Annotated in this window: 15 protein-coding genes and 1 pseudogene; 1 reads left to right on the forward strand and 15 read right to left on the reverse strand. The window is 40.7% G+C overall.

Going from position 1 to position 19,126, the window contains the following annotated elements; genetic code table 11:
* Window positions 1-268 precede the first annotated feature (268 nt).
* The 9 genes from JOC94_RS08950 to JOC94_RS08990 all read right to left on the reverse strand — a co-directional run bounded on the left by JOC94_RS08950 (window position 269) and on the right by JOC94_RS08990 (window position 10,064).
* A complete protein-coding gene (locus JOC94_RS08950; RefSeq protein ID WP_205179132.1) occupies window positions 269-1,873 on the reverse strand; it encodes a M48 family metalloprotease in 1,605 nt (534 codons plus the stop codon).
* Window positions 1,874-2,308: 435 nt separating this feature from the next.
* The gene (locus JOC94_RS08955) at window positions 2,309-3,895 is read right to left on the reverse strand and encodes a methyl-accepting chemotaxis protein (protein WP_205179134.1); all 1,587 of its coding nucleotides are present in this window, start codon (window positions 3,893-3,895) and stop codon (window positions 2,309-2,311) included.
* A 410-nt stretch (window positions 3,896-4,305) separates the two neighbouring features.
* Window positions 4,306-4,662, reverse strand: a complete 357-nt coding sequence (locus tag JOC94_RS08960) for a Na+/H+ antiporter subunit G (RefSeq protein ID WP_077113611.1) — start codon at window positions 4,660-4,662, stop codon at window positions 4,306-4,308.
* Window positions 4,640-4,924, reverse strand: a complete 285-nt coding sequence (locus tag JOC94_RS08965; protein ID WP_077113612.1) for a Na(+)/H(+) antiporter subunit F1 — start codon at window positions 4,922-4,924, stop codon at window positions 4,640-4,642. The genes JOC94_RS08960 and JOC94_RS08965 overlap by 23 nt, the downstream gene beginning before the upstream one ends.
* On the reverse strand, window positions 4,924-5,406 hold the full coding sequence (locus JOC94_RS08970; RefSeq protein ID WP_077113613.1) for a Na+/H+ antiporter subunit E: 483 nt from the start codon (window positions 5,404-5,406) through the stop codon (window positions 4,924-4,926). Before JOC94_RS08970 ends, JOC94_RS08965 begins: the two co-directional genes overlap by 1 nt.
* A 26-nt stretch (window positions 5,407-5,432) precedes the next feature.
* Window positions 5,433-6,917 (reverse strand): Na+/H+ antiporter subunit D, encoded by a 1,485-nt coding sequence (locus JOC94_RS08975; protein WP_077113614.1) that lies wholly within the window; start codon window positions 6,915-6,917, stop codon window positions 5,433-5,435.
* Window positions 6,910-7,248 (reverse strand): Na(+)/H(+) antiporter subunit C, encoded by a 339-nt coding sequence (locus JOC94_RS08980; protein WP_077113615.1) that lies wholly within the window; start codon window positions 7,246-7,248, stop codon window positions 6,910-6,912. The genes JOC94_RS08975 and JOC94_RS08980 overlap by 8 nt, the downstream gene beginning before the upstream one ends.
* 4 nt (window positions 7,249-7,252) lie before the next feature.
* Complete coding sequence (locus JOC94_RS08985; protein ID WP_077113616.1) at window positions 7,253-7,675, reverse strand: Na(+)/H(+) antiporter subunit B; 423 nt, start codon at window positions 7,673-7,675, stop codon at window positions 7,253-7,255.
* Window positions 7,662-10,064 (reverse strand): Na+/H+ antiporter subunit A, encoded by a 2,403-nt coding sequence (locus tag JOC94_RS08990; RefSeq protein WP_268920966.1) that lies wholly within the window; start codon window positions 10,062-10,064, stop codon window positions 7,662-7,664. The genes JOC94_RS08985 and JOC94_RS08990 overlap by 14 nt, the downstream gene beginning before the upstream one ends.
* A 520-nt stretch (window positions 10,065-10,584) precedes the next feature.
* Here JOC94_RS08990 and JOC94_RS08995 point away from each other — a divergent pair.
* A complete protein-coding gene (locus tag JOC94_RS08995) occupies window positions 10,585-11,286 on the forward strand; it encodes an adenine nucleotide alpha hydrolase family protein (RefSeq protein WP_077113618.1) in 702 nt (233 codons plus the stop codon).
* A 167-nt stretch (window positions 11,287-11,453) separates the two neighbouring features.
* On the opposite strand, the gene JOC94_RS09000 is transcribed toward JOC94_RS08995, so the two are convergent.
* The 6 genes and pseudogenes from JOC94_RS09000 to JOC94_RS09025 all read right to left on the reverse strand — a co-directional run bounded on the left by JOC94_RS09000 (window position 11,454) and on the right by JOC94_RS09025 (window position 18,896).
* Complete coding sequence (locus tag JOC94_RS09000) at window positions 11,454-13,373, reverse strand: heavy metal translocating P-type ATPase (protein ID WP_077113619.1); 1,920 nt, start codon at window positions 13,371-13,373, stop codon at window positions 11,454-11,456.
* Between the two features lie 1,270 nt (window positions 13,374-14,643).
* Window positions 14,644-14,841, reverse strand: coding sequence for a hypothetical protein (locus JOC94_RS09005; RefSeq protein WP_139345711.1), 198 nt, complete (start codon window positions 14,839-14,841; stop codon window positions 14,644-14,646).
* 394 nt (window positions 14,842-15,235) lie between these two features.
* A pseudogene (locus tag JOC94_RS09010) lies at window positions 15,236-15,606 on the reverse strand (IS3 family transposase); the annotation flags it as partial.
* Between the two features lie 408 nt (window positions 15,607-16,014).
* The gene (locus JOC94_RS09015) at window positions 16,015-16,722 is read right to left on the reverse strand and encodes a nucleotidyltransferase domain-containing protein (protein WP_077111303.1); all 708 of its coding nucleotides are present in this window, start codon (window positions 16,720-16,722) and stop codon (window positions 16,015-16,017) included.
* A gap of 169 nt (window positions 16,723-16,891) precedes the next feature.
* Complete coding sequence (locus JOC94_RS09020) at window positions 16,892-18,208, reverse strand: sensor histidine kinase (protein ID WP_077111301.1); 1,317 nt, start codon at window positions 18,206-18,208, stop codon at window positions 16,892-16,894.
* Window position 18,209: 1 nt separating this feature from the next.
* Window positions 18,210-18,896: a response regulator transcription factor gene (locus JOC94_RS09025; protein ID WP_077111300.1), complete on the reverse strand. Its 687-nt coding sequence runs from the start codon at window positions 18,894-18,896 to the stop codon at window positions 18,210-18,212.
* Window positions 18,897-19,126 lie beyond the last annotated feature (230 nt).

Below are 19,126 nucleotides of genomic sequence, written 5' to 3' on the forward strand. Positions count from 1 at the left end.
CAAGTAATAAGTTAGTCATAAGCACTCTCATGATTGGATATTACCAAGCACTTTTATTCACGGCAAGCCAATTATTTACTGCGCTTGCCATCGAACGATCACCGACCATAATGGTTCGCTTAAAAGCAATGTCGTATAACAAGAAGCCATACCAAAGGTTGACCTCGTTCCCCCATGCATTTCACATATTCTTCATTCATAAAAAATTGGAAAGGGTATAAATAAACTCTTTATCCACTGTTAAATCCAAGTGATCATAAACACCGCCCTATACCCCATGTAAACCTTTAATATAATGAATTCTTTTTTGCAAGGATGGATGAATTTCCTTCCATTCTTTCCTTTTCGGCGTCCATTCGCCTTCCTCTTCTTCGCTGATATCATGAAGTTTCACCAATGTTCGAATATATAGTTCCGCATCCCCCAATTGTCTCACGGCATATTCATCAGCCTGATGTTCGAACAGTTTACTGATTTTATTCGGGAGCCATTTCATAAGCATTACGACCCCAACCATGCTGATCGAAAGCAAGAAAGTATAATATCCCCATCCATATCCCAACATGATTTTTCTCGCGAAAAACATCAGCGAACTAATTGCGACCATTGCACAAATAGTGGTCGCCAAGATTAATCGGCCATGTTTCAGCTTAATATGGCCAATTTCATGAAATAAGATAGCTTGTAACTCAGCCAATGTAAAGTTTTTCATTAATCCTTCGGTCATATAAATGTTAATGCCTTTTTTGGAAGCAAACGGAACAGTATACACCCAGGCATTTGTCTCGTCCCGGGATTCCTTTTTCTTAAAAAGATTGACGTTCGTTCCGCACGCTTGCTCTACCGCTTTTTTCAAAGAAGCAAACGGCTCTTGAAGCCCAATGTTTTCATAGTTTCCGATAAAACGGTGCCCAGCAGTATAAACGATCATGATCATGAAGGTAACCGACAAATACCAAGCGATAAACAAATACCATTTTTCAGTAATATTTACATATACCGATAAAGGAATGGAAAAAAGTGCGAAGAAATAGGCAATACCGCCGCCCATCAGCAGCGAAATGCCAATGGTCTCCCTCCTTGTCCAATAAAGAAAGCCTGTCTCTTCCATTTCCGGCAGGGAAACCTCATCCTCTTCACTGTTCAACGTGTATTGATATATAGCAGCCGTCAACGCAATCGCCAGAAACGCCGGCAGGAAAATACACAAAACAATGCTCCAAATATAAGAGCCGGTTAACAGCAACCCATACCCCATCGTAAAGTGATAGTTTAATAACAAAGGCAAAAGACCGGCCAATATAAATGGGAAAAACAGTGTAAAAAGAGGGCGCCAGGAAAAAACATGATTAAACGCCAACGCCAGCATACTTGGCAATAAAAATGAGCCGAAATAGATCAAAAGGGTGAGAGCTAGACCAAACTCAGATCTTAATTGAATAGAAATTGATGTCTCGCTTTCAGCAGGGCTTATTGTATATTCATTAAAAAAGAAGCTCCGTTCATTGGATTGAATGCTTGTCTTATTACTAATATCGACATCAATCCCCCTTCTCGTCATTACCTTCATTTCTTGTCCCGCCGGCAACGACACATTTTCCGGATGTATTTGCTTCAATTGATAATCTTCGCTTCCTATGCGAAAAGCAAGCGGACGTCCTTCATCGCTTTGTGTATCCCTTTGCATTTCCAGAAGATAATGTCCGTGGTAAATGGAATATCCGGTTAAAAGCTTGGGGACTTTCGCTTCACTTTTGGAATCAAACAGTATAAGCGGTGATGACATTGGTGAACGGACGACCAATTCAATCAACATAACCGCAGCTGTCAAAAACGCCGCGACAAGTAAACATATAAATGCTGTTCTTTTCATGGCGATACTCTCCTTAAGCGATCGTCAAACTTGGAAAATGTTTATTTGTGCGGGAAAAAGATGGGACGACTTTGTGATATAAATCGGAAACCTGTTTCGTGCCATACATGCGATCGTCGGAACATTACTGTTATACACCATTGTAAACGTTCTTTATGGAAAAACAAATTTTCACTCAATCTAACATGACGTGCTCATCTGGCCCATAAAATCGTTCCCGGTCTATTGAACAATGGTGATACCCATAAAGGGGAGAGGGTTTCCGAAAAACAGCGGGCCTCATCAAACTTAAAACAGGAGGGGCCATCAGTCGATTTATCCGACCTTTGACACCCCCTCTCCTTTTTAAAAACCGTTGTGATGGCAATATTGTTGAGTATAGTCTGTTAAAGTGTATTCTTATGGGCAAGTCTCCATGATGGGACTGACCTCCTATTAACTGATTTTAAACGATGCCGCTGACTGATTGAGCTCTTCCGCCAAGTCAGCAAGCGCCGTAGCAGTCGAGGCCGTTTCTTCACTGCTTGCTGTTGCTTCTTCGGTGGCGGCCGAAATGCTTTCTATAAACCGGAGCACTTCCGCGGATTGGGCAGCCTGTTCTTCACTTGCTCCGGCAATTTCCGTTACTTTTTGTCCGGTGTCGTTAACCATGTGAATGATGTGATCAAAAGCTTCTCCTGTTTTTTCTGTAAAAGCGACTCCATCCTCAACCGCTTGAACGCTTTGCACAGTATTTTTCTGCATGTTTTTAATAATATCTGCGATTTCCTTGGTAGCTTTACTGCTTCTTTCGGCAAGATTGCGAACTTCATCGGCAACAACCGCAAATCCGCGTCCCTGTTCTCCAGCACGCGCGGCTTCTATGGCGGCATTTAAAGCGAGAAGGTTGGTTTGATCAGCTATATCATTGATGACTTCCACAATTTCTCCTATCTTATTTGAATCTTCTTCCAAGCGGGACATCTGGCTGCTGATCACATTCATCCCTTCTACCGAAGAATGGACGACTTGCCCTCCTTCTTGGGCAATCTTGTTCGTTTCGTTTGATAGCTCAGCCGCGCGTTCTGTATTTAAAGCCACAGATTGAATCGCGTCTGACAGTTCCTTAAACAATTCATTCATAGTCTGAGCCGCATTTGCCTGATTAGTGCTGGTACCCGCAATCTCTTCAGTACTGGCAGATAATTGTTCCGCGGAGGCCGATACATTTTCGGAGGCCTTTAATATGTGTTGGATCGTTGTTCTTAGATTGCTCACCATCTTATTCACTGATTGTGACAAGACGCCGATTTCATCCCTTGTTTTGATATCAACGGTTTCCGTTAAATCCCCGCTAGCCACCTTTTCAACCAAACCGACTACCTTGTTCAACGGACCTGAGATCGTGCGTGCTACGAACAGGCCAAGTCCAATACTCAACAAAAATGTAATAACACTAGAGACAATCGTTACCGTTTTTGTAAAAGAGTACATCTCTTGCGAGTGTTTATACTGTTCCAATGCTACATCAGCATCCATGTCTGCCATTTGATCAAGAATATCCACTAAGGCCCTTTGTGAATCAGCCAAATCCCCATTTACAAACTGATTATAATCTTCTTTTCTGTCAATAATGGCGTAAATAGAGTCATCATAAGCAGTTTTATATTCTTCATATGCTTGATCAAATTTCGTCAATAATGCCTCCTGTTCCTTCGTTAAAGAGGACTGGCCGTACAATTGTATATTTTGTTCTATTTTCTCCCTAAGTCCGTTCACATCTTTCATTAATTCATCACTGGAATCCGTAATCGTTACATCACGCCACTTCACCCTTAATTCCTGAAAAAGAAATCTCGCTTCAGATAAGTACTCCGCGGGCGCCAATCTCTCTTTATACATGTCATCAACATTTTTTTCTATCTCCCCCATATTTGCCAACCCTAATAAATTTATACCAATTTGAAAAACAGCCAGGATCACAAACACAGATATCAACTTGACAGAGGTTTTTAAATGATAGAACCAGCTAAATAATTTCATTGCCCTACACCTTTCTCACATGGATTATTTTTAATATTCAAATATCTATACCGAAAACACCTATTGTTCTTTCCAGCCCATACCGCCTTTCCTGATAAAAGATTTTCAAAACCAAGCTTAATGATGGGACTTTAGAACTACAAAAATAGGAAAAAAATCATGAATATTGATGTAGTTTATTAAAAAATACTACAACACCTGACAAAATTCAACATATTATGGTTATTTTTTCCTAAATCTTTACAAAAGATCCCAATTTCTTATGTTCATAAAAACAACCTCACTCCGTATGCCGGAAGCAACCTGCACATCATAAAAAAACAGGAAAAAGAAGCATGATCTTTTTCCTGCAAACATTGCATTTTTCACTCATATACAGTTCCTTTTATCGTGTAAAATCGGCTTAAACATTACCTTTTATCATTTAAAACGGGTTTTAATTCATCCTCCACAGTATCTTCCGTCATCTCCACATGAGAGCGGTAAGCCGCCCGGATAATCAAGTGTCCCGACACGGGGGCGGTAATAAAAACGAACAAAATTCCAAGTATTAGGCGGACACTTATAAAATGGTCCGTCAACCAAATGTATATAAAGGCTCCCGTAAGAGATAGCAACACACCCAAAGTCGCGCTTTTTGTGGCAGCGTGGGAACGGGTATATACATCAGGAAAGCGGATAATCCCCAATGCACTAATGACACTTATTATGCTGCCTATTAAAATAAGCAATACAACCAAAAACTCACCGATTTCGCTTGCGTTCAATGATAACACCCCTCTCAACATATTTAGAGAGGGCGATCGTACTGATAAAAGCAAGAATACCCAAAATCAAAATGACTTCAAGAAACGCTTTTGTCTCCAGCAAAATCGAAATGATGGCAACGGCCGAAATGAGATTTACCACAATCATATCCATGGCAACGACCCTATCAGGGAGGGAAGGCCCGCTGATAATGCGATAAAGCGCGATCGCAATGGCAACAGAAAAGAGAACAAGCGCAGCAGTAAGCATGATTTTAATCATTAACGGGTTACCTCCATAATTGCTTTTTCAAATTTTCCAAGCGAGCGCAATAATGATGCTTTATAACGTTCAATATCCAGGGCATGTATATAGAACACATTTCCTTCGGGTGATATTTCCATCACGACGGATCCCGGGGTCAGCGTTAATAACAGGGCAAGCGTTGTCACTTCCCAATCGCTCTGCAGCTCCGTTTTATATGAAAAAATGCCTGGTTTAATATCCACCTTTCTGCTCACAATATGTTTCATAACCAAAAAAGCGGATAAAAATAGCTCCCAATTAAAAATAAAAATCAGTTTTACTACATAATAAAAACGTTGAAGGTAAAACTGCTGTCCAAAAAAACGATGCATAAGAAAAATAATGACGATACCAGTCAAAAAACCAGTAAAGAAAGTGGAAAACCTTAGCTCATCCTCATCATTTAAGACCATCCAAAGAAAGGCGATAAACAAATTCAAAATAAATTGGGCAGGCATGATTCCACCTCCTTTTGGGTTCATTCTTATTGATTTTGATATAATACAGCTTCAATATATTTTTCGGGATTCATAAGTATGGATGCCGCATCTTGTACATAGGGGACCAACCACTCTGCCCCAAAGCCAAAACCGATCGTGGCGGCAGCAAACAGTATACTTGGATATATCCAGCCTTTTTTGAGCGGCTTCTCCTCTTCTTCACCAATAATCGTTTCTCCCCAAAACGACTGCAGAAAGATACGAAGCAAAGAATAAAGAACAAATATACTCGATAACAAGGATAAAGCAAGCAGAATATAAGATTCCCCTTCGATTGCACCTTGACTGATCAATACTTTCCCGATAAAACCACTAAGCGGCGGGATGCCGGCCAATGAAAGCATAACGATAAAAAACAACCATCCCAACACAGGATAATTACGAATGAGCCCGCTCATTTCATTCATCTTACTTGTTCCAGTCAAGGTGATCATCGTTCCCGCCAACAAAAACAGCATTGCCTTCGTAATCATATCGTGAACAAGGTAAAAAATGGAACCTTCCACGGCTGCCGGTGTAGCTACCGCCAGTCCGACTAAAATAAAACCCGCACCGATAATAACATTGTAGGAAATAATATAACGAATGTCTTTATACGCAATCGCACCAATACTTCCTCCGACCAACGTCATTGCGGCCATGATTCCAATGATCGTATGGGTAATATGCGGTTCATGATAAAAGAGCAGAGAAAACACGCGAAACATGGAATAAATGCCCACTTTTGTCAATAAAGCGCCGAATAAAGCCGCAACAGCAGTCGGCGGCGCACTGTAAGAACCGGGAAGCCAGAAATAAAGCAACAGCGCCGATTTTAAGGAAAAAACAATCAAAAACAAAATACCAATTACCGTTAAAATCGGAGTCTGTCCGGCTTCTGCAATCCGCTGGGACAACTGGGCCAAGTTCAACGTCCCAAGCGTTCCATATAAATAAGCGATTGCCACAAGGAAAAGCCAAGAGGACAATACGTTAATCGCTACATACTTGACCGACTCCCTCAGTTGTCTATTGGATCCCCCCAGGGAAATAAGGATATAAGATGCCAAAAGCATTACTTCAAAACAAACAAATAGATTAAATAAATCCCCCGTTAAAAAAGAACCGTTGACACCCGCCACCATAAAGTGGACAAATGGATAAAAAAACATTTTTTCAAATGATTCTCCTATGGAATAAAAGGAAAACAAAAGACAAATGGTGGTAACAATGCTTGTCGTCAAGACAAGAAGCATCGAAAAGGAATCAGCCACAAAGACAATTCCAAATGGCGGCTTCCATCCTCCAAAATGTAGAGACAATATCCCATTGGTCTGTATAAGGTGTAAAATGTACAGGCTAATCCCCGCTGTAAGAAGCATCGTCCCGAAACTGATCCAGCGCTGGGTTCGGATAAACTTGCGAAAAAACACAAGTAATATACCCGTTAAAATCGGAAGAACCATCGGTAATACGAGAATATTATTCATGTTCAGAACCTCTTAATGAATCGGAATGATCTAATCTGGCGCTTTGATAAGTACGATAAGCCAGAACAAGGAATACCGCCGTTACGGCAAAACTGATCACAATAGCCGTTAAAATAAGCGCTTGGGGAAGTGCATCGGCATAGACTTCCGCCTTTTCTCCCAGCAACGGAACACTGCCTTTTTTCAATCCCCCCATGGCCATCAAAAGCAGATGAACGGCATGCGACAGGACCGCCGATCCCAAAATCACCCGCAACAGATTCTTGGAAAGAATGAAATATGTGGCCACTGAAACGAGGACTCCCGCCAAAATAATCGTTAACGTTTCCATATAGTTAAACACCCTCACTTATGCTCAAAATAATCGTTACAACGACACCGACCACCGTCAATGCGACACCTGCTTCAAAAAGCGTAATGGTCGCCAGCCCGATTTTGCCATAGTAAGGAATGCCGATATAAGCAAACGCCTGACTCAAAAAAGGTTTGCCAAATAATAAAGAACCAGCGCCTTCAGAGACGGCGATCAATACTCCCAATGCAGCTACAAGCTTAAAATCAAAGGGAATACCTTTTTGTATTGTTTCTATATCGTGTGCCAGCAACAGCAAAATAAATGCTGAAGCGAGTACAAGGCCGCCAATGAATCCTCCCCCTGGCGTGTGGTGTCCCGAAAAAAACAAATAGACAGCAAAAGTTAAAATAATGAATACGACAATTTTAGTAACGGTCTTGAGGATGACATTATTGATCTCCAATATTCTCTCCCCCTCTGCCGGCCTTTAGCTTCGTCAAAGAGTAAACGCCAATCCCGGCAATGAAAAGGACCACTACTTCAAGCATTGTATCAAATGCCCGAAAATCGCCGATAATCGCGTTCACGATATTTTTGCCCCCGGCTAGTTCATAGGCTTTTTCATAATAGCCGGAAATCGTTTGAAACAATCTTTCACTCTGAACGGACAAAGCCACCATAATAAAGATGGCGCCGACGGAAATGGAAATAATCACATTGAACAGCTTTGTTCCAGCCGGTCTCTTTTCTTTTTCCCATGCCGGCAAGAAATAGAAGCAAACCAAGAATAATGCCGTTGTAACAGTCTCAACAGCGATTTGCGTCAGAGCCAAATCCGGCGCGCGGAAAATAACAAATAAAAGGGCTATGCCGTATCCGAGAACACCATTCAGCAGAACAGCCGTCACCCTGTATTTGGCTAAAGGAAGGGCTAAACCAGCTGCCATCATAACAAAAACGATCAGCCATTCATATGAACGGATTTCCGCATTACCGGATGTGTCAAAAGAAAATGCTCCTGTCATCAATAAGGCTCCGCCGATCATCACGATAAAAAAGAGATAAATATACGTTACATAATGCCAGAGTTTTCCCGTCATATAAGAACCGGTGACGCGTATAGAAGCACTTTCCGCCCATTCCAGCGTTTTGTTGTAAAGCGCATCGAAAGACAAGGCTGACGGAAGCAGATACAATAGGCCTTTCCATCTTGACAGATACTTATAAAGCACAATTCCCAACACAACGACACCAAATGTCATGAATAATTCGGCATTAAAACCGTGCCAAATCGTAATAGGTTTCATGAGGCCCGATATTTCTGGAATTGTTGGATAAATTTCCGCCAAAGCCGGCCGCAGCAAGTAATCTCCAACAATATTCGGAAAAAAGAATATCCCCAAAATGCAAATGGACAAAATAAGGGGAGAGACTAACATGCCAAACGGAGCTTCGCGAACAGGAAATTCTTCATTCTCCAAACGAGAACGACCAAAAAATGTTTGAAACACAATAATCATACTGTAAATAAAAGTAAAAATACTTGCGATCCAGGCAATCACGGGAACCAGCCCGCTCCATTCAGATAATGAAAAAAGCTGGAGGTTTCTTGCATCCAAAACAGCTGTAAAGAACATCTCTTTACTCAGAAAGCCGTTAAAAGGCGGCAGTCCGGCCATAGAAAAGGCGCCAATCAAAGCAACGGTAAAAGAAATCGGCATAATGGACATGAGCCCTCCAAGCTTGCGAATATCCCGCGTTCCCACTTCATGGTCAATAATGCCCACCACCATAAAAAGCGCTCCCTTAAAAGTGGAATGATTGATCAGATGAAACAAAGCGGCAAAAATGGCTTGGGCATATATGGCCGTTTCGGTACTCGAACCCATGCGCAAGGCTGCGGCCCCAATCCCGAACAAACTCATAATCAAACCCAATTGACTCACAGTGGAATACGCGAGCAATGCCTTCAAATCTGTTTGGCGGACAGCCGTAATCGATCCCCACAACAAAGTTGCCAGTCCAACCCCGGTAATCAGCAAGGTCCAAATCTCCTCCACACCAAATACGGGAGTAAAGCGGGCCACTAAATAGATCCCCGCTTTGACCATGGTCGCAGAATGCAAATAGGCGCTGACAGGCGTCGGAGCCTCCATGGCATCCGGAAGCCAGATATGAAAAGGAAACTGGGCCGATTTTGTGAACGCTCCAATCAGCAACAATATCAGAGCCGGTATAAACAATTCATGATTCACATCAATTGTTTTGATCAGTTCCCGAATACTCATTGTGCCAGCCATCATGTACATCATGATAAAGCTCACCAACATGGCCAATCCGCCGCTTACTGTGATCAGCATCGCCTTTTGCGCCCCATATCGCGATCTCTTTCTATGGAACCAAAAAGCAATCAGCAGAAAAGAAGAAATGCTCGTCAGTTCCCAAAACACATAAAATACAAGCAAGTTGTCGGTAAAGACAACTCCAAGCATACTCCCCATAAACATCAGTACATACATATAAAAATGCAGTAAAGATTCCTCTGAGGATAAGTAGTAAATAGAATAGAGGATTACAAGACCGCCTATACCTGTAATTAACAGCCCAAATATCAAGCCAAGTCCATCGAGGTATGTAGTAAAATCAATGGAAAGTGAAGGAATCCAATAAAACGTGTGGTAATAAGTGCTTCCGCCTGCTATGGAAGGAATGTAACTTCCAAGAACAATAAACAAAACTGCCGGTACAAAAAGAACGATCCAGCCGATCTGAAAGGATATTCTTTTGTATAAAAAGGGAAGGATCATGGCAGCCAAAAAAGGAATAAGAATGATCGTATTTGCAGTGAACAAAATCATGCCTCCCATTCAACATAAAATTTCAGTGGCAGCTCATTAAATAATGATTATCTCCCGTCTGGTAAACAAAAATACGAACAGGCATAAGATATTCAAAGCAGCGAAAAACAAATCTGGGAAGCCCTTCATCGGTACTTGACTCTTTGGTTGGCTCGCGAGATAATGGGAAACCATAGGATCTCTTTATTATATATATCAGTTAGAGAGGTGTTGAGCCTATGCTGGTTAAGCAGGAGATTTTATTTTGGACCCGTTGCGATGAAGAGGACAGGCATAAATCACCGTCGGGTATTTGATGAATTTTCCTTCACTATTATACACGAAACCGGGTATTTCCGCACAGAAGATGCTGTTTTCTCTATCGTCCAGACGGTTTCTTTGAAAATGGCCACTCACATATTTGGGTGAATATTGAATTTACCCGAACGATCATTTATAATAGAGGAGTTTTATATCGTGAGTATTGGCCAGTTACAAATGAAATGTATCATCTACTTTCGAGGTGAAATGTGTCATGAAAAAAATAAAGGGACGGATGGATGAGAGTATTCTCGTCTGTGTGTATTACGGCCCAAATGGAGAGCGGTTAATTAAACGCGGTTCTAAAATTGCCAATATGCTGGATTGCCCTTTTTATATATTAACAGTGGACCCACTCCCATTTGATGAATTCGATGCGGAAAAGTCCGCCTACGTCGACAGATGGAAAGAACTGGCTGATGAATTGGGGGCAGAGAATTTTATTCTCAGAGATAATGAAAAGCGACCAACCGCCAAAGTGATTGCCGAAGTTGCCCACCGTCACAATATTACTCAAATTGTGATCGGCCAAACCGCGCAAAACAGGTGGGAAGAAATCACACGTGGTTCGTTCGTCAACGTCCTTTTAAGAGCCATCTCTTTTGTAGATATTCATATCGTATCCATCGACAGAACGGTCCATACCGAAGAAAATATGGCCTTCGAACCCGGGGTTCGCTGCTATTTACTTGAAGACGGAGATGGCTACCGTGTCAGTTTCGCCTATCAAAAAGACGTCTGTTACGATGGCATCTTTTTTAAGGATATAGGGACAGACTTTAATAACGGGATATTTAAATATGTATACAATGGAACAACATACCAAGTCCGGGTACATGACGATAAAATCATCGATCCGATTAAAACACCGAAAAATGTAAAATGTCATGATGCCGCAAAAACAGAAAAAGAGTAGTAAAAATTCAAAACTTGGCGAGTGTGCAGGCGAACTCTCACCCGTTCGCTATGGCAAATAGACTTTTCGCCAATACGTTCGCTCAAAAAACAGGAAAGGCCGGCAACCTTGAAAGCAGGCCTTTCCTTTCTTATGTTTTACATCTTTCAAACGTTACACACCACACATTATTTCAAAAGCCGCAAGCTGTTTAATATAACGAGAATCGTGCTTCCTTCATGTCCAATGACACCCAACGGCAAATCGACCAACTGTGTAAAGTTCGATAAAATCAGCACAACAATAACCCCGATGGAAAAGAATATATTTTGCTTGATGATCCGATTCATTCGTTTCGAAAGGCGTATCGCTTCCGGGATGCGCAACAGATCATTTTTCATGAGAACCATATCTGCTGTTTCCAAGGCCACATCAGTCCCGTCTCCGACGGAAATCCCCACGTTGGCTGTCGCAAGTGCAGGCGCATCATTAATTCCATCCCCGACCATCGCAACAGTCCCGTACTTTTTCTTTAATTCCTTCAAATAAGTAGCCTTTTGTTCCGGCAGGCAATCTGCTATATAGTCGTCGACATGACTCTCTTTGGAAATAACTTGAGCTGTTTTAACATGGTCCCCTGTAAGCATCACCGTATACAGCCCCATTCTTTTCAACCGATCAATCGCATCCATCGATTCTTTTCTCACCATATCTTTTAAAGCAATGATTGCCGCCAACTCATCTTCCTTCTGAACAAAAACAATCGTTTTTCCCTCGTCTGCCAATTTTTCTGCTTCGTCCAATAAGAACTGATCAGCCCTAGTCGTATCAACAAAACTTTTCTTGCCAATCTTCCAAGCCGCATTGTCGATGGACGCTTTGATTCCAAAACCGGCCACATTTTCCAATGATTCAGGTTCCATGAACGATTCGGATAAATGCTTCTCGGCATACTGTAAGATGGCGTTGGCGAGAGGATGATTGGCATGCCTTTCAATTGATGCCACTGCAAGCAGAACAGGTTCTTTGTCCAAACCTTCCCGAACAACGAAATTGGCCACTTCGGGCTTTCCTTTCGTTAATGTGCCCGTTTTGTCAAAAGCAACCGCCTTAATATGGCTTAATTGTTCAAGATGGACGCCTCCTTTAAATAAAATGCCTTTCCTTGCGCCATTTGAAATAGCCGATAATGTGGCAGGCATAATAGAGGCGACAAGCGCACATGGCGAAGCGACAACGAGCAAAATCATGGCCCTGTAAAAAGTCTCTGTCCAGCTCCAGCCCACAAGGTAATGGGGCAGAAACATCATAAGGACAACGGCGGCCAAAACGAACTTTACATACCTTCCTTCAAATCGCTCAATAAAAAGCTGTGATGGCGATTTTTCACTTTTGGCAGACTGAACAAGCTCGATAATCTTTTGAAATAGTGATTCCTCATTCGGCTTTGTAATCCGTACTGTAATCGATCCATTCACATTCATTGTCCCCGCAAACACTTCATCGCCCAATCCTTTGGAAGCGGGCATGGATTCACCAGTGATGGCCGACTCATCCATTGTTGTGCTGCCTTTCATAATTTCCCCGTCGGATGGAACCCTTTCCCCCGGTTTAATAAGTATCATGTCGCCAACCACAAGCTCGGAAACATGCACCCTTTTCGTACCGGATGGAGTGATCCGCCATGCCTCTTCAGGTTGAATTTCCATTAACGCCGATATTTCTTTATGGCTTTTATTCATCGTATAAGTTTCCAAGGCGCCGCTCATGGCAAAAATAAAGATCAATATGGCGCCCTCCATCCAAAATCCGATAATAGCAGACCCGATCGCCGCCATGATCATCAACATCTCTACATTAAGCTCTTTGTTCTGAATCGTGCTTTCAATGCCTTCCTTTGCTTTAAAATACCCGCCAATCACAAACGCGAGGATAAAAAAAGCAATGGAAGTTGTTTGATAACCATTTATATCAATTAGCCAGCCGAGAAAGATCAACACGCCACTAAAAATAGCCGCAATCAGTTCAATATGTGTTTTCATTTTCCCCCAAACTTTATTACTTTTTACGATTGAATGATCTTTTACATATTGTGTTGATAAATTCATTTGCTCGCCCTCCCTTTTTATCTAAAACTCGCCCAAGCTATTTATAATAATTATTATATAAATATATTACTAAATTCCTCCCCTCCAGTCAAGTGTAATTGAGAATTTATTATTCTAATTGAGAACTATTATTACTGATAAAGATTATCATTACTATTTATAACAGACATTTAGCTTTTTCAAAAATGATAATTATTATCAAATTACTTTAATTATCATCTGTTGTAAAAATGGCTTGCTCCCTCCCACTTCATACAGAGAGGCGGACTTTTAACCTTAACGAAATGAAGTTTCAATATTTTCCCGCTAAAACAGATCAGCGCAGACCCTCATTCCATTTGTTCATATCTTCCTTTTTAGATTGAATAAAATCCGTTTTATTTAACGTCATGACAAATAGGTATACAGTGCCGCAGGCTACACCTGTTCCTTCTTCCATATGACCTGGAGGAGAAAAGGTTCCTAAAAAAAATGGTTTGAAATGTAAATAATGTGATGAGGTGTTGTAAATCGTAATCATTGCGATTTACAAAAGGGAGAAGTTGGCTGAATAAAATAAAAAAATATTTGAGAGCAAGATAAGCCATTTGGGGGACCGTATGTTACATAATAGGGAAGGATGACACCATCGCTGTCATTGAGTGGATTGGATATCGCTACCGAGCTTACCTCATCAACCGATGATCAGGGGCCTGTTTTTTTCGTGATCTCTGTCCTTAAACAGTATCCGTTCCACAAGATTCAGTGGAAAAGCTTGTGAACTGCCAAGTGGCAGTTTTTGTTGGAGATCGTATGGCAGAAATAGCGATGATTGGCTATGGAAAAAATTTGCAAATGTCTATTAATATCTGTTCAATGCTCCCTGATGAAATGAGGTCATCGCATAGCCCCTTCCCTGCCTTTATGAACATGTATGAATCTATCCTTTAAATTGTAATGATGACGACTGTAATCATTTTAAAGAAAAGAATTGGAACGATGAAAAATACGTCTATGCTTTTTACTAAGTAAGATGAAACCCAACAATTGGAATAAAATTTGATTAAAAGATCCTATTCAATCCTTATTTAACGGCAAATAAAAAAACCTCCATTTTGAAAAAGGATGGATCAAAATAGAGGTTTTTATTTTAGCTAAGTATGAGACCATTTCCTAATAGTAGCGCGCTACAATTGCGCCCCATTGCGGAAGACTGTGGTCAAACAGCGCAACCAACCTAAGGGAATAGTCCTTCGTATAACTACTCCCTTAGGTTAAATAGATGATGTGATTAATTTGCGGCTTCTGATTTCCCGGGAAAAATCTTTTCAAACAATGAAATTAGAAAAACACTAACACCGACAACAAGCAATCCAGTTATTAAAGATGATGTATTCATCCCATAATGAGCGAATGCTGATGTTATGATATAACTGACAACGAAACCAAGTAGCAAAAAAGACAGAGAAATACCTATTTTCTTCTCCATAAACTTCACCTCCTTCTCCATAAAATTCACCTCCAATTATATACGTTTATAAATAAAACAAAGTTTCAAACAATACATTTAGATATGTCTTTCCGTCGTTCATTCCTCTATACACTATGTACAAAATGGTCCTTTTGTGGAATAAAAAAGGCTTAGACACAAGCAAATAAGAAATAGAAAAAACTGAACCATTCATTTATAATTGTTCGGTTTATTTGTGTTAAAAAATCCCTATCATCGCTACGTCAAAATATTTCGCTTTCCGCGGGCACGGCTTCAGCTTCCTCGGAAAGCAAAGCTCGCTTTCCTGCGGGATCTTCAGCTCGAGCTATTCCCGCAGGAGTCTACATATTTTGACTACGCTAAAAGCTTGCCTATTATACACTAGGACAATTTATCCCGCATGCAAGGTGCCGTAAGATGGAATGTCAACACTAAACTGTACAAAAAATGAAAGGTGCATTAACTTGTATTCATTTGGTGTAAGATAGTTTAACGATCCTGTATACGAAAATTGTTGAACCAATGTACAAAATCAAAAAGTTCAAATTCAAGTGATTGTTGGCTAGGAAAAACTCTTCCACTAACAAACTCTGTTTTGATGATCTTAAATGTCGCCTCAGCGACCGCATTGTCGTACGGAGTTCCTTTTTCACTCAATGACCGTTTGATACCAAACATGTCTAATGCTTGATCAATCAGGCTGTTTTTAAACTCACTTCCACGGTCAGTGTGAAACAATTTAAGCCGATTTAAGTTGTATTTTTATGACCTTATAATATTTGTCTAATTAAGTGTAGACTATCCAAACTTCTCACATTTATTATCAAAAAAAGTAGCAACCAGTAATAGATAAATGGGACACGGCGAAAACAAAACGTGCTCTCAAAATGGGACGTCGACGGAAACGGAAACGTGGACCACCGAAACTATCTATGAATAATGGCATAAAAAAATTCCCTCTTTATGGAAAGATATTATAGGTTATGCCACAAAGTTAGGGGAATCGTCAAAAGGTAAAGTTAATAGAAGCACAAGGGATCGTTTACTTTTAGAAAAGTTTCTTTCATTTTTGGTGCCACGACCAGGAGTTTGCTAAATCTTGTCGAATAATGAATAGGATTACTCTGTCCTCCTCAATTGATTTCTTCATTCACTCGCCCCTCGAAACCCTTACAAAAAGCATCTTTTATAACCAACAAACAATTCTCCACCATAATGATCAAGTGTAGATTGAATGAATGAAATTAGTTCAGTTTTATCATTTGTACTCATGTATGTTTTTGTATATTTAGCTAGTTTATCGCACATGTCTTTATCATATGATTTAAGGCTCCTGGCAACCCACTTGCCTTCACCAACCCAATGGCCATTTGCCCTTAGAATCAGTTCAGTTAACGTATTTATTAACTTATTTAAAATAAATAAACTTTCTTCGAAGTCTTCTGAACTTCTAAAGTCTGACAAAAAATCTGTCATTTGATACCTGGCTTTATTTATTTGCTCCTCATCCCAAAGTTGTGGACCCTGTTCATAAAGTATTTTTGCCTCTTTTTGGAGTTCCTTTCCCTTCCCTTGTTTATCTTCTATAAGTAGACCTTCGGCACACATTTTAATGATGGTGGGCATTCCTATATATCTAGCTGTTTGAAATTCAACCTCTAGAGAAAAAGCCGTAAAAATAAATGCTTCTATTTTCCATCCAAGAAAGTGATAACATTCAATTCTTGGTGTTTCTGTTTCATCCATAATAATTAAGTCGATATCAGATTCTGTTGTTAAATTTCCATAAACAGCACTTCCACCTATCAAGACTATATCTGATTCAGGAAAGTGGGAAACGATAAACTGTTGAGCTATTCGCTTGATCGAGTCTCTCATATGAAACACCTCCCATATCAGGATATTCATGTAGATGATTAGTGTTCTAGAACGCAGGAGCTATTGTCATATGATAAGGCTGAAATTTTTCTTACGTAAGAACCCATAGTCAGAAGAAGTCAATTAACAAGGTTCTCTATAGGCTTTCAAGCATTTAAACAGAGGATTTTTAGCCATGGGAGGGGATCCAACCTCTCAGGAGTGCACCACCGTCAGAATGGTTATCTACCATTAGGTCACCTCCATGTCGCCTAATGATTTTTTGTGAAATAGTCAATCCTAATCCCACGCCTCCGGTTGAACGATTTCTCGATGCTTCCCCACGATATAGTGGTTCAAATACTCGTTGGAGGTCCTTCGAGGAGAAACCCTCCCCTGTATCCCGAACAGTAAAGATCACTTTGTTACCATCCTTAAAGCATTGGATAAAAACTTTACCGTAGCATGGTGTATGTCTGACCGCATTATCCAATAAATTGTTCATGGCTCTCTCCAGCAAGTGCGAATCGCCCATGATTGCGCAATCCTCCCCAAAATGATTCACGATAATCGAGATGTGCTTTTTCCGAGCTAAAGGTTTCAGGCTGTCAATCGACTTCTGTAGCACAAGTGGAAGATCAATCGTGTTTTCTTTCAGTTTCACATCTAAATATTCTGTCTTTGTAAATGTAAAAAGCTCCTCTACAAGTCGGTCCAATTGTGCCGACTTTTCTTTACAAACCGCCAAATATTTTGTCATTTTATCCGGCGAATCGGCAATGCCTTTCTCCAGGCCGTCCAAATAACCCCGTAAGGCGAATAACGGTGTCCGTAAATCATGGGCAACAGCAGAAATCACAAACCGCCGTTCATCTTCTAATTCCACTTGTTTTTGAAAAGATTCATTTAGACCATCTACCATCACTTTAAATCCGTCATGAACCTCAGCGATTTCTGTGATCCTAGATGAAGGTAACTGGACATCCAAATCGCCTTCTGCAATCTGCCGAGCACATTGGCTCGTTTTCTCCAGAGGTATGAGAATATATTTCCGAATGGCATATCCGACAATAAAAAAAGCCGATATTAGACCAACGAATGCCGCAATCATTTGTGTTACTTTTGAATTTGCTTGATACATAGCAACCCGTCCAAGTACTTGACCATCCTGAATGATCGAAAAATGTTCTGCCCGCATAAAGGAGGGCTCCCGTTCGGAATTCGTTCGGAAAATCTCCTGATTAGAGTCGGATAGAATCGATACATCCATATTCATTTTCTCTAATTGTCTGCTCAATTGTTCTTGCCAAGCGGGGTCTGTCCACTTATCGGTGTTTGTCTCGATCAAGTGAATTGTTGCTTCCAAATTCTCTTTTTGAGAATCATCCATTCCTAACCTGACAGTTTTCGTTTCCATAAAATGCGCGGCTACATAGAATAACCATGGCAGAGTGAGGATGAGCAATAAGCTGAGTATTGTAAACTTACGAATGCGAATTGTTTTCATTTTATTCACCTTTGAAACGATAGCCGATGCCCCATACATTGACTATGAATTGTGGATCATTCGGATCGGCTTCAATTTTCTCACGAAGTCGGCTTAGATGGACGCGAATGGTATGTTTGTCGCCAATTCCACTCCAAAATTTTTCAAGTAATTGGTCATATGAAAAAACATATTTTGGATGTTCGGCAAACAATAGTAGTAAATCATACTCTTTCGGTGTGAGTGAGATGGGTCGCCCTCCTACAAATACTTCTCTTGTGGACAAATCCAGCGTAAGACGTCCATATTCCAAGACCCTCCTCTTCAATTCTTGGTGAGAACTGGAGCGTCGTAATACAGCCTTCACTCTGGCAACAATCTCACCCGGTGATGCGGTTTTAACTATATAATCATCTCCTCCAAGTGCCAGACCGCGAATCTTATCTACATCATCGCTGCGAGCACTCAAGAAAAGGATAGGTACGTTGCTTTCCGAACGAATCTGTCGACATAACTCGAAACCATTCATTCCTGGCATCATGATGTCAAGTATGATGCAATGAATTGTACCTTGTTTCAGCACTGCCAGTGCCTGAATAGCATCATATGAAGTTTCCACATGAAAACCGTCATTCTCTAAGAAGTCCCTCAATAGTTCCGCAATGCTTTTGTCATCGTCCACGACTAGAATCGTCTGTAATTCCTTCATGCAAATCCCACCTTTCCTTCCATGACTCTCCCGGGATAATAACCTATCAATCAAATTTCATATTTAGTCTATCATTTTTTCCATAAGGAACAAGGAAAGTTATAGGTTTGATAATGGATTGTGATTGTTTTGTGACTTTTTTGCACCATCGTTTGTGATACTTAAAGGTTATTATTTCATTGTGAACGATCGGCGAATATCCACTATAAACTGAGTGCAATGTTTCGCCC

This window comes from Siminovitchia thermophila (genome assembly GCF_016909185.1).
In the GTDB taxonomy this organism is placed as follows: Bacteria; Bacillota; Bacilli; order Bacillales; family Bacillaceae_C; genus Siminovitchia; species Siminovitchia thermophila.

Bases quoted from the DNA above. Each gene is read 5' to 3' on its own strand.
- JOC94_RS08950 (WP_205179132.1), bottom strand. From the start codon at position 1,873: ATGAAAAGAACAGCATTTATATGTTTACTTGTCGCGGCGTTTTTGACA.
- JOC94_RS08955 (WP_205179134.1), bottom strand. From the start codon at position 3,895: ATGAAATTATTTAGCTGGTTCTATCATTTAAAAACCTCTGTCAAGTTG.
- JOC94_RS08965 (WP_077113612.1), bottom strand. From the start codon at position 4,924: ATGATTAAAATCATGCTTACTGCTGCGCTTGTTCTCTTTTCTGTTGCC.
- JOC94_RS08970 (WP_077113613.1), bottom strand. From the start codon at position 5,406: ATGCCTGCCCAATTTATTTTGAATTTGTTTATCGCCTTTCTTTGGATG.
- JOC94_RS08975 (WP_077113614.1), bottom strand. From the start codon at position 6,917: ATGAATAATATTCTCGTATTACCGATGGTTCTTCCGATTTTAACGGGT.
- JOC94_RS08980 (WP_077113615.1), bottom strand. From the start codon at position 7,248: ATGGAAACGTTAACGATTATTTTGGCGGGAGTCCTCGTTTCAGTGGCC.
- JOC94_RS08995 (WP_077113618.1), top strand. From the start codon at position 10,585: ATGAAAAAAATAAAGGGACGGATGGATGAGAGTATTCTCGTCTGTGTG.
- JOC94_RS09000 (WP_077113619.1), bottom strand. From the start codon at position 13,373: ATGAATTTATCAACACAATATGTAAAAGATCATTCAATCGTAAAAAGT.
- JOC94_RS09005 (WP_139345711.1), bottom strand. From the start codon at position 14,841: ATGGAGAAGAAAATAGGTATTTCTCTGTCTTTTTTGCTACTTGGTTTC.
- JOC94_RS09015 (WP_077111303.1), bottom strand. From the start codon at position 16,722: ATGAGAGACTCGATCAAGCGAATAGCTCAACAGTTTATCGTTTCCCAC.
- JOC94_RS09020 (WP_077111301.1), bottom strand. From the start codon at position 18,208: ATGAAAACAATTCGCATTCGTAAGTTTACAATACTCAGCTTATTGCTC.
- JOC94_RS09025 (WP_077111300.1), bottom strand. From the start codon at position 18,896: ATGAAGGAATTACAGACGATTCTAGTCGTGGACGATGACAAAAGCATT.